Annotated in this window: 11 protein-coding genes; 6 read left to right on the top strand and 5 right to left on the bottom strand. The window is 54.1% G+C overall.

Going from position 1 to position 15,165, the window contains the following annotated elements; genetic code table 11:
* Positions 1–3 precede the first annotated feature (3 nt).
* Genes leuD through M8N44_RS11135 form a run of 5 tightly spaced genes read left to right on the top strand, consistent with a single transcriptional unit; the run spans position 4 to position 6,181 of the window.
* Positions 4–612: a 3-isopropylmalate dehydratase small subunit gene (gene leuD, locus M8N44_RS11155; RefSeq protein WP_022397722.1), complete on the top strand. Its 609-nt coding sequence runs from the start codon at positions 4–6 to the stop codon at positions 610–612.
* Between the two features lie 47 nt (positions 613–659).
* A complete protein-coding gene (locus tag M8N44_RS11150; RefSeq protein ID WP_022397723.1) occupies positions 660–1,781 on the top strand; it encodes a hypothetical protein in 1,122 nt (373 codons plus the stop codon).
* Between the two features lie 42 nt (positions 1,782–1,823).
* Positions 1,824–3,395 (top strand): S1C family serine protease, encoded by a 1,572-nt coding sequence (locus M8N44_RS11145; protein ID WP_022397724.1) that lies wholly within the window; start codon positions 1,824–1,826, stop codon positions 3,393–3,395.
* A gap of 5 nt (positions 3,396–3,400) precedes the next feature.
* Positions 3,401–4,981 carry a S1C family serine protease gene (locus tag M8N44_RS11140; protein WP_102728950.1) on the top strand — a complete coding sequence of 527 codons (1,581 nt, stop codon included), beginning with the start codon at positions 3,401–3,403 and terminating at the stop codon, positions 4,979–4,981.
* Positions 4,982–5,017: 36 nt separating this feature from the next.
* Positions 5,018–6,181, top strand: a complete 1,164-nt coding sequence (locus M8N44_RS11135; RefSeq protein WP_102728949.1) for a 3-dehydroquinate synthase — start codon at positions 5,018–5,020, stop codon at positions 6,179–6,181.
* A 28-nt stretch (positions 6,182–6,209) separates the two neighbouring features.
* Here the strand turns inward: M8N44_RS11135 and M8N44_RS11130 are convergent, their stop codons facing one another.
* Complete coding sequence (locus tag M8N44_RS11130; RefSeq protein ID WP_215451180.1) at positions 6,210–7,424, bottom strand: M20 metallopeptidase family protein; 1,215 nt, start codon at positions 7,422–7,424, stop codon at positions 6,210–6,212.
* A 563-nt stretch (positions 7,425–7,987) separates the two neighbouring features.
* The gene (locus M8N44_RS11125) at positions 7,988–8,380 is read right to left on the bottom strand and encodes a DnaB-like helicase C-terminal domain-containing protein (RefSeq protein WP_102729048.1); all 393 of its coding nucleotides are present in this window, start codon (positions 8,378–8,380) and stop codon (positions 7,988–7,990) included.
* Here M8N44_RS11125 and M8N44_RS11120 point away from each other — a divergent pair.
* Complete coding sequence (locus tag M8N44_RS11120; RefSeq protein ID WP_180976197.1) at positions 8,379–11,774, top strand: RHS repeat domain-containing protein; 3,396 nt, start codon at positions 8,379–8,381, stop codon at positions 11,772–11,774. The two genes, M8N44_RS11125 and M8N44_RS11120, sit on opposite strands and share 2 nt — an antisense overlap.
* A 971-nt stretch (positions 11,775–12,745) precedes the next feature.
* Here M8N44_RS11120 and M8N44_RS11115 read toward each other — a convergent pair.
* The 3 genes from M8N44_RS11115 to tsf form a co-directional block, all read right to left on the bottom strand.
* The gene (locus tag M8N44_RS11115; RefSeq protein WP_022396309.1) at positions 12,746–13,534 is read right to left on the bottom strand and encodes an ATP-binding cassette domain-containing protein; all 789 of its coding nucleotides are present in this window, start codon (positions 13,532–13,534) and stop codon (positions 12,746–12,748) included.
* Between the two features lie 205 nt (positions 13,535–13,739).
* Positions 13,740–14,165, bottom strand: coding sequence for a hypothetical protein (locus M8N44_RS11110; protein WP_102749379.1), 426 nt, complete (start codon positions 14,163–14,165; stop codon positions 13,740–13,742).
* Positions 14,166–14,262: 97 nt separating this feature from the next.
* A complete protein-coding gene (tsf, locus tag M8N44_RS11105; protein WP_102727625.1) occupies positions 14,263–15,135 on the bottom strand; it encodes a translation elongation factor Ts in 873 nt (290 codons plus the stop codon).
* Between the last annotated feature and the right edge of the window lie 30 nt (positions 15,136–15,165).

The following is a 15,165-nucleotide window of genomic DNA, read 5'->3' as shown; positions in this document are numbered from 1 at the left end:
TTTATGTCTCTGACCAAATTCACCTCCATCACCGGCACCTGCGTTCCCGTTCCCGGACCGGACATGGACACGGACCGCATCATCCCCTCCCGCTTCCTCAAATGCATCACGTTTGACGAGCTGGCGGGAGTCATGTTCTGGGACGAACGCTTTGACGAAAACGGACAGTCCAAATCCCATCCGGTGGACGATCCCCGCTTCAAGGGGGCTTCCATCATCCTGGGCGGCTCCAACTTCGGCTGCGGTTCCTCCCGCGAACACGCTCCGCAAACCATCAAACGCTCCGGCATCAAAGCCGTCATCGCGGAATCCTTTGCGGAAATCTTCTTCGGCAACAGCACCGGCATCGGCCTCCCTTGCGTGTGCGCGTCCGCGGATGACATTGCCGCACTGACCCGGTACATTTCCGATCATCCGGAAACGGAAGTGACGATCGACCTCCTGAACATGACAGCCTCCTGGAAGGAAGGTTCCTTCCCCATCCGGATGCCGGCGGAAGCCCGTGAAGCCCTGAGCCGGGGCCGCTGGGATTCCATTGCAGAACTGCTTGTCAACATGGATGCCGTGGAAAAGAAAAATGCGGAACTGCCCCAGGTAACAGCCTCCTGCTGATTCAACATTGACCTCTCCCTACCCCCCTCTATCCCCCACCTCCCCATATGATTTTCAGAATTACAGACTACGTCCACTACGGCACGCTGGACAACCGTGAACGCGGAACCGTCAAGCTTGCGCTGCAGCTTATGGGGATGCCCCATCCGGTGAATATCACCCTGCAGGGGGACTGCCTCCAGGATCTGGCCGGATGCCTGGTCGATTTCAGGAACCCCTCCCCCCGGATGCTCCCTGCGGAACTTACCCAGCTCCCGGAAAACATCCGGGGCGTGGCGGGGGACATGACGGCCAGCCGCCGCATGCCCGTCAAGGGGAAGAAAACCATGGAAAACTCCCTGTACCTGGAATGGTTCACCAGCCACCACGACATGGTGCTGCTGGAAAGCACGGCCTTTTCCATCAAGGTCTCCCTCCCCGAATGGATCATGGATTCCTGCGAGGAACAGGTTCAGATCATGGCGAACCAGCAGATGCTGCGCACCCAGGTGAAGGAATGGTCCAAAACCTATGCCAATACCCAGGAAGACGGCAACCTGCCCGACCACCACTGGGACAAGCGCCTGCGGGAGGCGGAAGCCATCGCCATCGCCTACCAGGAAGTGTTCCAGAAATACAGGCTGAACCCCACCGGAGACATCCGCCTGGCCTTTGTGATGGGCTGGGACGACGTGCTTGACAACATCGCCCAGTCGGAGGAAACGGGCACTCCGTGTTCCTGCAAAAGCACCGGCATGCTCAGCCTCTTTGACATCCTCAACGAACAGGAGGCCCAGGAGGTGCAGTCCTGCATGTTCCACCCCCTCTTCCAGCAGGTCATGGAGCTGACGGACCTGTGCCAGCGCCAGTTCAGCCGGGAGATCAACAAATCCCAGAGGAACCGGACGGAACCGCCGGAACCCCTGAACCAGATTTTTTACTGCATCCGCTACATCACCCCGCGCATTCTCTCCTGCCTGCTCCAGGAGAAGGAAAACGATGCGGACTACTGCACCATGGCCGCCCGCATGGCCCTGTGCGTGGAACAGACGCGCCAGACGGTAGCCGCGCTGGACATCCGCCGCAGCCAGGTAGACGACGAGGTGACGGAACGTTTTTCTTCCTTGCTGGAGGAAGTCAACTCCTTCCAGGAAAGCCTGGCAACCCAAAGCCGGAAAAGCAATCTATAACCAACTTACTTTCACAACATTACCTCTTCACTACAGACCACCATGCACTTCCATACCTGCCTCCAAGGACTGTGTGCAGTCCTGGCCGCCGCCGCTTTTTCCTACGCGGATGAACCGGCCGTTTCCATTTCAGACTTCGGGGTGGACAAGGTCATGTCCGGCCCCGTCGTTTCCATCAATGACCAATACAAGGGAGTCGTGAAGATCGAAGTGGATTCCCTGACGCCGGACTACGCCACTCCATGGGATACGGGCCGCTACCAGGGCGGCATCGGCACCGGCTTCCTGATCGGGGAAAACGCCTTCATGACGAACGCCCATGTGGTCAGCAACGCGGAACGCATTTACATCTCCATGTACGGGGATTCCCGCAAAATTCCCGCCAGGGTCAAATTCATCGCCCATGATGCGGACCTGGCCCTGCTGGAAGCGGACGACCCCAAGCCCTTCAAGGGCATCCGGCCTTTTGAATTCAGCAAGAACCTGCCCCACCTGGAAGACGAGGTGAGGGTGATCGGCTACCCCATCGGCGGCAACAGGCTTTCCGTCACGCGCGGCGTAGTCTCCCGCATCGACTTCACCACATATGCCCACCCCCGCAACACGGAACACCTGACCATCCAGGTGGACGCCGCCATCAATCCGGGCAACAGCGGGGGCCCCGCCCTGATGGGGGACAAAGTCATCGGCGTAGCCTTCCAGGGCCTGAACAACGCCAACAACACGGGCTACGTGATTCCCACGCCCGTCATCCGCCACTTTCTGGAGGACATCAAGGACGGCGTCTATGACGGCTACGTGGACATGGGCATCCAGGCCGCGCCCATCCTGAATCCCGCCATGCGCAAGGCGTTCGGCCTGCCGGACGACGAGAAGGGCGTCCTGATCGGCAAAGTGCTCAAGGGCTCCTCCGCCGATGGAGTGCTCCGCAACGGGGACCTGCTGATGAAGGTGGACGGCTACGACGTGGACAGCTCCGCCATGATTGAGCTGGACGGCCAGAAAATCAGCATGAAAGAGCTCATTGAACGCTGCTTCAAGGATGACCGGCTCCCGCTGGATATCATCCGCGACGGCAAGCCCATGAAGGTGGAGATGGTGATGAAGCCCTCTCTCTCCAAGGATCTGCTGATGGCGGAATACGACAAGATGCCCCGCTATATCGTCTTCGGCGGCCTGGTGTTCCAGCCCATCCAGCGCAATGTGCTTGCGGCGGCGGACATCTCCATGCTGGACGTCGCCCTGGATATCCGGGATTACCAGGAAGACGGCGGCTGCGTGGACCATGAAGACATGGTAATCATCACCAAGGTGCTGGACGATGAAGTGAACGCGCGCCTGTCCGGCTCCATCTCCAACGCCATCGTGGAAAAAATCAACGGCGTGAAGGTCAAGGGCCTCACCCACGCCTACGAACTCCTTTATCCGAAGAATATGCCGGAATACGTGATTATTGAACTGAAAAACGGGGAACGCCCCCTGATCTTTGAAGGCAAGGCCATGGAGGCGGCCAACAAGCGCATCTCCAAAACCTACAACATCCCGAAAAACGCCCGTCTGGACAGCGCCATTCCCGGCCGCCAGCCTGACCGGAACACCAACCCCGCCCGTTAACCGCCATGAAAATTCTTTCCCTTTTCGCCCTCGGTTCCCTGATTCTGCTCGGCGGCTGCCAGCCGCGCGAAGCCGGACGAACCGCTCCCGAACCCCAGCCCGGGCAGCAGCCGGAAACACCGCCTGAACAGGTGGAGGAAACGGCCGCTCCGGCGCAGCTCCCTTCTCCCACCAACTCCATGGTAGGCATTAACGCCACCAACCAGGGCTATGCCATGGTCCAGCCGTGGAGCAAGGAAAACCCGGCGTACAGCCAGGGCTTCGGCATTTACCTGGGGGACGGCAATATTCTGACGGCGGCCAACATCGTTTATTCCGCCAGCTTCGTGGAAGTGACCTCCGCGGACGGCTCCCAAACGGTTCCCGTGACCGTGACCGCCTTTGACCCGGAAGCCAATCTTGCCCTGCTGCGCCTGAAAAACGAGGCAGACGCCGCCTTCCTGGACAAGCTGGTGCCCGTCACGCTGGGGAACGCCCCGCGCCTGGGCGACAAGGTGACCTTCTGGCAGTTCAATGACGACGGCCTCCCCATCACTACGTCCGGAACCCTTCTGGCAACGGAAAGCTCCAGCCCTTTCACCAACAGCGAACCTTTTGTCCTGTACAATGTCAAATCCTCCGTCACGCCTCTGAAAGGCGGCGCAGGCAACCCCATCATGAGGGATAATAAACTGGTGGCTCTCAGCGCCAGCTGCGATCCTTCCGCCCAGAAGGCGCTGGCCGTGACCCATACCATGATTTCCCGGTTCCTCCAACAGGCCCGGTCCGGCAATTACACCGGCTTCCCGGCGGACGGCACCCAGGTCACGGAGCTGACGGACCCCGTTTTCCGCAAGTTCCTGGGCCTTCCGGAAACCGGCGGCGGCTTTTACGTGGTGAAACTGCCTGTCTACGGTTCCTTTTACAAGGCAGGCGTGCGTCCCGGAGACGTGGTGGAAAGCGTCAACGGCATTCCGCTGGACAGCAAAGGCCTGATCAGGGACCCCGCGCTGGGCCCCGTTTCCGCCAACGTCCTGTTCCGTGACTCCGCCATGCCGGGGGACACCATCACGCTGGGCATCCGCCGCAAGGATAAGGACGGCGTCAGCCAGCCCATGACGCTGGATGTCAAGCTTGACCGGAGCGCGCTGGAGGGGGATCTGATCAATCCGGCCCCCTTTATTTCCAATCCCCCCTACCGCATTTACGGAGGTCTGGTGTTCGTCCCCCTGACGGGAGCCCTGATGAGGGAAATCAATAAGCTCAGCAAGAACCGCCCCCCTCTCAACCTGCTGGAAGCTATTCAGAAAAAGGAAGACATCCGGAAAAAAGGCGTGGATGAAATCGTGGTCTTCCTGATGGCGCTGCCCACCCAGGCCACGCTGGGCTATGCCCAGATGAACTCCTCCATTGTGGAAAAAGTGAACGGCGTCCAGGTAAAGAGCCTCAAGCACCTCAACCAGCTTCTGGACCTGCCCGCTCCCGGCGGCACGCACCGCATTGAGGTGGCCCAGCAGCCGTACACCATGTACATGTCCCAGAAAGAGGCCGCCAAGGCGGACCGCTTCATCCAGATGAGGGCTGTTCCCGTGCTCCGCAGGGATTAGGAAAGCCGCGAGCCATTCCATTGCATTCCTTCTGAAATGTCCCTTCATACGCTGAATATCCGGCTGGATTTTCCCTATAGAACGGGCTTTACCCACGGAGCCTTCCGTCCGGAAAACGATGCGCTGGCCAGCCTGATGGAGCAGAGGCCCGGAGGCCGCGTCCTCGTCCTCATGGAGGAAGGGCTGGAACGGTTTTATCCGCAGCTCCCGGCGGACATCGACCGTTATTTTGAAAAGAACGCCGGAGAACTGGCCTATGCCGGCTGCCGTTCCGTTCCGGGCGGGGAAGCGGCCAAAACCGGCTTTGCCGCGTGGGAAAAGGCCCTCCGCCACATTGTGGAAGCGGGCATCGACCGCCATTCCTACATCATTGCCGTGGGAGGCGGGGCGTTTCTGGACGTAGCGGGCTTTGCCGCCGCCACCGCCCACCGCGGCATCCGGCTGCTGCGCGTGCCCACCACCACCCTTTCCCAGGCGGATTCCGGCGTAGGCGTCAAAAACGGAATTAACTTCATGGGGCAGAAGAACTACCTGGGCACCTTCGCCGTAGCCTGGGCCACGCTTAACGACTTCCTGTTCCTTCATTCCCAGCCCCTCTCCCTTAAAAGGGCCGGCCTGGCGGAAGTGGTGAAGGTGGCCGTGGTAAAAGACGCCTCCTTCTTTGACTGGCTGGAAACGAACGCCGACGCGCTGGCCGCCTGCGAGCGGGACGCGCTGGAATATGCCGTGGAGCGTTCCGCGCTGCTGCACGCCGCTCACATCGCCGGAGGTGGAGACGCCTTTGAATTGGGTTCCAGCCGCCCCCTGGACTTCGGACACTGGGCCGCCCATTACATGGAAACCATGTCCGGCTACACGCTGGGCCATGCGGAAGCCGTTTCCGTGGGCATGTGCCTGGATATCCTTTATTCCGTCAGGAAGGGATGGCTGCCTGCTGCGGAGGCGGAAAGAATCGTCTCCGTACTGAAAGCCCTGGGACTGCCCGTGTTCCACCCTCTGCTCTCCCGCAGGACGGAGGATGGCGCATGCGAAGTGCTGAAGGGCCTGGAAGCCTTCCGTGAGCACCTTGGCGGCCATTTGACGGTATTGATGCTTACCGGGATAGGCCGGGGAAAGGACGTCCATGAAATAGACGCCGCGCTAATGGAGGAATGCATCCGGGAAATGCAGGAGGCCGCCCGCTGCTCCGGCCAGGAATAGGGGCCTTTCCCTTGTTGCCTTCCTCCTTTTATTTGGAGTTCAGGTAATCCAGGATCATCCGGACCTCCGCCTTGATTCCGTTGAGAATCGCTCCGTCGTCCGCCTTGAATCCGGGATTGTGATTCGCAGGGCCGTCCCCGGAACCGATGGTCATGAAATAAGTGGGCGCTACCTGCGCATAATAGGAGAAATCCTCACTGGCCGGTATTCTGGGAGAATCAAAAACGTTCTTCTCACCCACGGCTTCAACGGCCGCCTTCTTCGCCAGTTCCCGCAGGGCAGCATTATTCTGGATGGACGGATAGCCCAGAACGTAATCCAGCTTGTACTGCGCTCCATTGGCCTTGCATACATGGTCGATGACGGACCGGGTGCGTTCTTCCAGCAGTTTGCGGGTTTCCGGCGTTACGGAACGGATGGAGGCTCCCAGCTCCGCTTTGTCCGGAATGACGTTGGGAGCGTTGCCGGACTGGAATTTTCCCACGGTGATCACGGCCATGTCCCCGGGCGTCGCATTGCGGGAGACGACCGTTTGCAGTGCCATCACGATTTCAGAGCCCGTGACGATGGGGTCCACGCCCAGCTGCGGCATGGAGCCATGGGAACCCTTCCCCTGAATGGTAAGGAAAAAACCGTCCGACGAGGAAGAGGCGGCCCCCGCCGGCAGAATGCCGATGGACCCGGCAGGTTCATTGGGCATCACATGCGCACCGAAGATGGCGTCTACGCCTTTGAGAACTCCGCTCTTGATGATCGGAAGGGCGCCCCCGGGCGATTTTTCCTCCCCGGGCTGGAAAATGAAATACACCGTGCCGGGCAATTCCTTCTGCATGGAGGCAAGAACCTTGGCTGTTCCCAGCAGCATGGCCGTGTGCATGTCATGCCCGCAGGCATGGCTTACGCCCGGTGTTTTGCTGGCAAAGGAAAATCCTGTCTCCTCCTGCACGGGAAGCGCGTCCATGTCCGCCCGGAAGCCGACGGTTTTCCCGGGCTTTCCGCCGCGCAGAATGCCGACCACGGAGGTCTTCGTAGGCCGCAGAATTTCAATGTGGCCGAACGAGGCAAGCAGGTCCGCCACATAATTGCTCGTCTTGTATTCTTCAAAAGACAATTCCGGATTCTCATGGATATGGTGCCGCCACTCCACGGCGTCCCTGGCGGCGCTCTGCACCTCCGGTTGCTGCGCCATGGCCGAAAAAGTCTGGAGAAGAAGGACCAGCAAGGTCAACAATGATATTTGCATGTTTTTAAAACGGGAAGGACTGTTTTTAGTCAGACAACGCGCAACGACTTTCATTCCATAAAACTGTGCCATCATTTCAGAATTTTCAAAGATTAAACATAAACCCTGCCAATAACCTCCGTAAAATCGAACCAATCACTCCTTGCAGGTTCTCCACCTTTGAGCTTTCATGAAATTAAATATAAATTATTGAATTTATTTATATGATGATTTCAAAAGAGATAAGAAAAAGTATGGGAGAGTTGAAAATAAAAAACTTTGTCTTCCTGACCTCAGTAACAAGAAATAACTACAAATCCATATTATTCGAATTCTAGAGTGTACTTTTAACAACAAAAAATCGGCAAAAGAAACCATCACCGTTTTCGTCCAATCTAACAATACCTCAAAAGTTGAAATCATGTTCACTCTAAACACGGATTCCATCTATACCCTATTCAAGATTTCTGGAAATTAATCAGAAGCAGTGTGACCAACCATAAATAGACGAAAGGGTGGAACCTTAAATATCCGGAAGGGTCAGGAGGTGGGAAAGGAAAGGGTAAAGTGTCCCAAATGGGACACTATTTTTTTTCAGGCTCGCGGGTGATGAAACGCATGAGTTCCGCGTCAAAGTGAAGCGGAACGTCCCCGGTGGGGCCGTTGCGGTTTTTGGCGAGGTGAAGGCTGGCCTGTCCGGCGAGTTGTTGCCGCTGGTCCTCGTCCTCGGCGTAGTAGTCGGAACGGTAAAGCAAGCCTATCATGTCCGCGTCCTGCTCAATGGAACCGGACTCGCGCAGGTCGGACATACGGGGGACGCCCACGCTATTTCCCGCGCGCGTCTCCGGTCCACGGTTAAGCTGGGCCAGGACGATGACCGGAACCTTTAATTCCTTTGCCAGGGCTTTCAGGCCCGCGGATATTTCCGCGACTTCGCGTTCCCGGCTGTTGGCGGCCTGCCTGGACGTGGGTCCCATGACGACGACGGAAAGCACGGAGTATGACAATTTGGGAAGAACGATTGCCACGACGGATGTTCTTGGACGCGTGACTCGGACTGAATACAGCGAAGACGGCCTTACCACCACGGTTACCACTCCAGCAGGGGCCACTCTGGTTACCAAAACCTATTACGACGGCACTGTCATTCTGGAGGGAGGAACCGGCCAGCGCGAAATGGAGACCAGGCTGGAATTGACTTCGGAAGGCATCCTGACCACGACCTTGTCCAAGGGAATTGTGCTGTTGCGGTCTCTGGAAAACGGCTTCGGTCAAACCGTCCGGCAGGAACAGCCCAATACGAAGGGAGGGTTCATCGTCACCAGTAATACATACAATGCCAAGGGGCAACCGGTTCGTTCCCAGACGGAAGACATGGCCTCTACAGTCACCGTCTACAATGAACTGGGACACGCCGTGAGGCGGACCGTCCAGCTGGACGACCTCCATCCGGATGATCCCTCTAGAAACAGAGTCTCGGAAAACTCCTCCTGTTACCGGCTCCGGGAAGACGGCGTCTACCAGGTGCAGACTTCCACCACCTGCAACGCCGACGGATTCCCCCTCACCCAGACCACGGAAAACATGGTTTCCAGACTCAGCGCTGTACTGGAAAACAAATCCATCACCACGGACGTCTACGGACAGCAGAGCGTACAATGGACGGAGTACACTGTTCCAACCAAGCGCACCCGGTTCAGCCGCATTCCCACTTCAAACATGGTAGCCGAGTCTCTTGTCGTAGACGGGTTTGGGACCAATCAGACCGACCACTCCGGAATCTGTTCCATCCAGCGGCGTTCCTGCACCTCTACAGGGGTGATTCTGGAAAAAACCGATGGCCGCGGCAACACCACTATGGAGGAAACGGATCTTGCAGGACGCCCGGTTAAGACTACTGGTCCTGCGGGCCATGTCACCACCACCAGCTACTCGTCCTGCTGTGACCATCCTGCCTGCATCACCGACGCTTTGGGAGGAACAACCTGTTATTCCTACGACATACGCGGCAGAAAGACGGCCGAATATGGCACCGCCATTCAGCCGGCCTGCTTCGCCTACGACGAAGCCGACCGCATGGTGGCCCTGACTACCTTCCGTGCAAACGAAGGCGACATCACTTCCGATCCTTCCGGCCGAACCGACGGAGACACCACCACCTGGCTCTATGACGAGGCCACGGGGCTGGAATTGAAAAAGACTTATGCCGACGGTTCCTGTGTTTCCAGAACCTATGACGAGCTCAACCGTCAGGAGACACTTGTCAAAGCCAGGGGGCTTGTCATAACGTATAAGTATGCTCCCTTTACAGGAGAACTCATCTCGGTTTCCTACAGCGATGGAACTTCTCCCTGGATCTTTTCATCCAACCATCTGGGGCAGATAATCTCCGTCTATGACGCTTCGGGTCTCAGGGAATTTTCCTATGACAGCTACGGAAGGATGATTCAGGACACTTCCTTTGGACAGGTGGAAAGTTCTCTTCAAGAAGAATACGATGCCCAGGGGCGTTCCAACGGATACCGCTTGATGCTCGGCACACGCACCGTGCAGCACTCCCATCTTGACTACGATTCCAAAGGCGGCATGATTGGGATGAATCTGGAAGGACTGAAGTCTTCTTTTACCTGGCGGTACGATCAAACCACCGGCTTCCTCCACCATCTCACCTACCCCAACGGCATGGTCCGCTGCAATACCTACCATCCCACACTCAACCTCGTAACCGCTATCGGTTACAGGAAGGGAGCGGATGGCGAATTGGCGGCCGGCCACGAATACGACTACGACGCGCTGATGCGTCCTACTCAACGACGGGACTTATGGGATGCTGCCACTCCCGCGACGATAAGAGATTTTACCTACAACAGCCGCAGTGAACTGCTGGAAGACCGCATCAGCCGGGGAGGAAGCTTTGCGTACTGCTATGACAACATCGGCAACCGCAAGACCGCCCGTGAACTGGAGAAGGAAGTAGCCTACGAATCCAACCCGCTCAACCAGTACACGGAGATTGCCGGGGAAGGAGAAGATTTTACCCCCGTCTACGATGCCGACGGCAACCAGACCCGCATCAGGACCTCAACGGGCATCTGGGAAATCTCCTACGACGCCAATGACCGCCCCGTCGTCTTCACCAGCCAGGATGGCAGAACGTCCATTACCTGCGGCTACGACTACCGGGGAAGGCGCTTCGAGAAGAAGGTCACCGTCAATGGGGCAGTATCCAGCCACTCCCGGTTCCTGTACCGGGATTATCTGCAGGTAGCCGAACTGGATTTGATGCAGCCTGAGCCTATGCTTATAAAGAGCTACCTGTTGGATCCAACGGAACCGACGGCAACGCGCATCCTGATGATGACATGCTGGCAGGAAAACGGAATGAAAGTAAAAGAGCATCTCTACTTCATGCACGATGCCTTGAAGAACGTTACTTCCATTTTTGACGGACAACAGACGAGAAGAGCTCGTTACGAGTATGCTCCTTTTGGTAGCCTTCTCACCGCTAAGGAAGACATGGCTCAAGAGAACAAGTTCAGGTTTTCCTGCGAGTATGCAGATGACGAATTGGGGCTTGTCTACTACAATTACCGCCACCTCAATCCCGCAGACGGCAGGTGGATCAACCGCGATCCCATTCAGGAACAAGGAGGTTGGAATTTGTACTCATTTATTAATAATAGTATTAATATAGAGGCGGATTTATTAGGATTGAGCTCCATTGAATTGGAATTAGGAGATGTTAAAGAAATTGTGACAAAGAAATATAATCTTTCTTTTAGTGATCCTGGTCATGACGAAATCATAGATAATTTTATTATTAATGGACTCGGTCCTAATGGAAGAGCTGTATTTGCAGCAGTTATGGGATTTGTTAGTTTAAGATATTGGAATATTGATATAATGAAAATTTATACTCATTTTTTGGCAGGAAGAGGAACTGATTATACATATGATCCTAATAAAATACCCAAAAAACCAGAGATGTATGCTGTTAGAAAAGCCATTGCTTTTGTGAAGGAAGATCCTAAAAATAGATGCAATAAGAATATTAGAATGAAAAATTGGTCTCTGGCCCATTCCAAAGAAAATGATATGCTATATATTTTAGGAGATTATAGTTATATTGTTGGAGGTATTGTTGATAATAAATTTAATTTTAAATATTCATTGTACATATATGATATATATGATATATATGATTTTGATTTTCGATCTTTAGAAGGAACATGGAAAGAAAAAATGGCTAAGTGTTTTAGAAATGTAGCTTGTTTTGTTTCCGGTAAAATACCTGAATTTCAATTCAATTCTAAGAATTTTATTATCAAAGGTGTAAAACAAGATGAATATAATCTATCATCAAATAAATGAATACAAAAAATGTTATAACCTGGTTCGTTCCTATTATTTTATTTATAATTAATATATGTGTCACATATATTCTGCCACAATTTTATAATAAAAATAATGATAGGCAATTAGGTTATTTGATTTTCTATTTAATTTTAGTTATTTTAATTTTTCTATTTTGCTGGATATATTCTCTCTTCTCAAATAGAAAAAATCTACTGATATTTTTTGTTGTTTCTATTTTTTACTTCTTTTTTATATGTATAATGTTTTTATTAATTTTTCCGTTTCTTTAAAATTATATTGATATTTTAATAATATTATCAATTCGAGATTTAATGTCTTTAAAACGTTCGAAAAGATACAACTTTCCGAAGGTTTTTTGTAAATTTGTATTAGAAGAATACTGGTCAGACATACTGGTTACAGACAAAAATATCAACGAAATCAACAAACGACTTTCAGACATGAGTCAAATATGCGGATATGAAATTAAAATAACTTTAGAATTCCATGTCGAATTTACGGACCGCATCATCTATCCTGAACAATTTTACGGCGACCATTATTACAGGCCTAAATACAATAAAATCCTCCATTCCATTCTAAAAATAATTGGCATCAGCATACCTTTGGAACCCATGCAACATTCCCGTTTTTTCCAAAACAATAACGCTGGACCGGACATATCATTATAGTAGTGGAAATATGACCCAATCCCCACTTAACCATTTTAACCTTTAATTGTCATGATATTCTGGTTAAAAAAGAATATGCCTTATTACCTAATGACGAATGGAAATGAGAGTAATGTAAAATTCTCAAATTACTGACCAGGATTTTATGACTACACCGAACTTTCTTTATCTGCCATTTGGTGATGCAGGACAGTCTGAGCACTTCCCTTTTGCTGATCGTTGGAAAGGAGATAGATGGAACGAGCATATTCATTGACAGGAATCCCTCCCCCCCTTCTTTTTTCTTCCATTCACCTACAGCCGCGGCACTGCGGCAAGCAACGCCTGGGTGTACTCGTGGGAGGGGGAGGAAAAAACTTCGTCCGCCTCCCCGTATTCCACGATGCGGCCCTTGCGCATCACGGCAATACGGTCCGCAATGTAATGAACCACGGACAAATCATGGGAAATGAAGATCATGGTCAGGTTCAAGTCGCGGGCCAGAGCGATGAGAAGGTTCAAAATCTGGGACTGGATGGAGACGTCCAGCGCAGAAACGGGTTCATCCGCAATGACCAGCCGGGGTTCCGGAGCCAAGGCACGCGCGATGGCTACGCGCTGGCGCTGGCCTCCGGAAAATTCATGGGGATACTTGCGCATCAGGGAGGGATTCAGGCCCACCCTTTCCATCAGTTCCGCCACCTCGTCCCTCATCTGTGAGAAAGATCTTTTGCGGCTGCGGCATTCCAACGCCTCCTTCAACGTCGCATACACCGTGAAACGGGGATTCAGGGAAGCGTAGGGGTCCTGGAAAATCATTTGAAAATCCGGACGGCGCTTCCTGACCTCGGAGGCGGAAAGAGCCGTCAGTTCCTCTCCTTCCAGAAAAATGCGTCCCTCCGTAGGCTTCTGGAGCAGCATCACCGTGCGGGACAGAGTGGACTTGCCACAGCCGGACTCCCCTACCAGCCCAAGGATTTCTCCTTTCTCCACGGACAGGGACACCCCGTCCACCGCCACCACAGACGCCGGTTTGCGGGAGGAGAGCAGCCCCTGCACCGCAGGAAAGACAACGCTCACATGATCCAGTTCCAGAAAAGCCATACCATCACTCTAACAAGCCTCCTGAGGCAAAACAAGACCCCAACCGTGCCAGCTCCGCCAATATCAAGACATCCACGCGCATCTCCCATTCATGCCTTCCCCAAAAAACACTGGGGCCGGCCTGAAAAATACGCAGGAAAAATCTAGTCTGTTTTTACTACCGCCGCGTCCTGTACCAATAGATGCCCTTCTACCGAAAACAACTTTACTTCTCCTTCTCATCTTTGCCGCAGGATGAACGGACAAGGAAGGAAAGAAGAGCTGCCCCGGCATCTCCAAGGAGAGCCGCTATTCCGGAAAAAACCGGACCAAAAATGAAAATCAGCCCCGACTGGGCATCGCGCATATCTTCCGGAGTCACCCGGGACCAAAAGAGTTCATAGTAACACACGAGGCCGATAACAACAAAAGAAGTTGTTTCCCATTTCCACCGTCTATTGGTCTTTTTGAAGAACCACAACACCGCAAGGAAATACCAAGGCCCCCACACAAGGCCAAAGACATTCCTCAACACAAGAGCGCTCCAGAAACCAGCTACCACGGTGGAGGCAATAATCAGCAGCAGGACCGGATCTTTTCTTCCCCGCACATTTTGATGACCCATATCCGGACTCCCGGTTTCTCCATGCATATGGTTTATGAATAAATCTTTAATGGATCCATCTCAAGCAAAAAAGAGCCGTTCCCCGCGAAGGGAACGGCTCCTGAGATTGATGCTGCCGCGGAGCTTACGCGCCGAGCTGGTAGCGGACGAAGGAGACGACGGAGACGTCATCGCCGAGTTCCTTGCCGACCTGCTTGAGCAGGGCGTCCACCGTGACGTTGGGATCCTTAACAAATCCCTGGTTCAGCAGGCAGGACTGGGCGTACAGGGCCTTCAGCTTGCCGGGAAGAATCTTTTCCAGCAGGTGTTCGGGCTTGCCTTCCTGGATGAGCTGCTGCTTGGCGATTTCCTGTTCCTCAGCCACGAAGGCGGGGTCCAGGCTGTCGGAGCTGACGCTCTTGGGAGCGGCGGCGGCAATGTGCAGGGTCAGGTCCTTGGCAAGAGCCTTGAACGCGTCAGACTTGACGGTTTCTTCCTTGCCGGCCTTGATAGACAGCAGAACGCCAACCTTGCCGCCCATGTGGATGTAGGAGACCACAGCGCCGGAGCCGTCCACCGTGAGGCGGGCGAACTTGCGCAGAGCCATGTTTTCACCGATGGAGCTGCACATGGCCTTGATGTATTCTTCCGTAGTGCCTTCGGGCATGGCAACCTGGAGGGCTTCCTCCAGCGTGGAGGCCTTGGAATCCATGAGAGCCTTGGCAACATCGTTCACCAGGCCCTGGAACTTGTCGCCCTTGGCGCAGAAGTCCGTTTCACAGTTGAGTTCAAGGATGATGCCGGAGCAGCCGCAGGGAGCCACGGCGGCGCGGATCACGCCTTCCTTGGCATCGCGGTCAGCCTTGGCGGCAGCCTTGGCAATGCCCTTTTCGCGAAGATACTTCACAGCGGCTTCCATGTCGCCGTTGCATTCGTTGAGGGCTTTCTTGCAATCCATCATGCCGGCGTCCGTTTTGTCGCGGAGGGCCTTGACGAGAGCTGCAGTAATTTCTGCCATAGTGTTTCTGTTCTTTCTAAATGGGTTGGT

This window comes from Akkermansia massiliensis, assembly GCF_023516715.1.
Classification (GTDB): Bacteria; Verrucomicrobiota; Verrucomicrobiia; order Verrucomicrobiales; family Akkermansiaceae; genus Akkermansia; species Akkermansia massiliensis.
The sequence above is the reverse complement of the archived record's forward strand: the minus strand, read 5'-3'. Positions and strand labels throughout refer to the sequence as shown.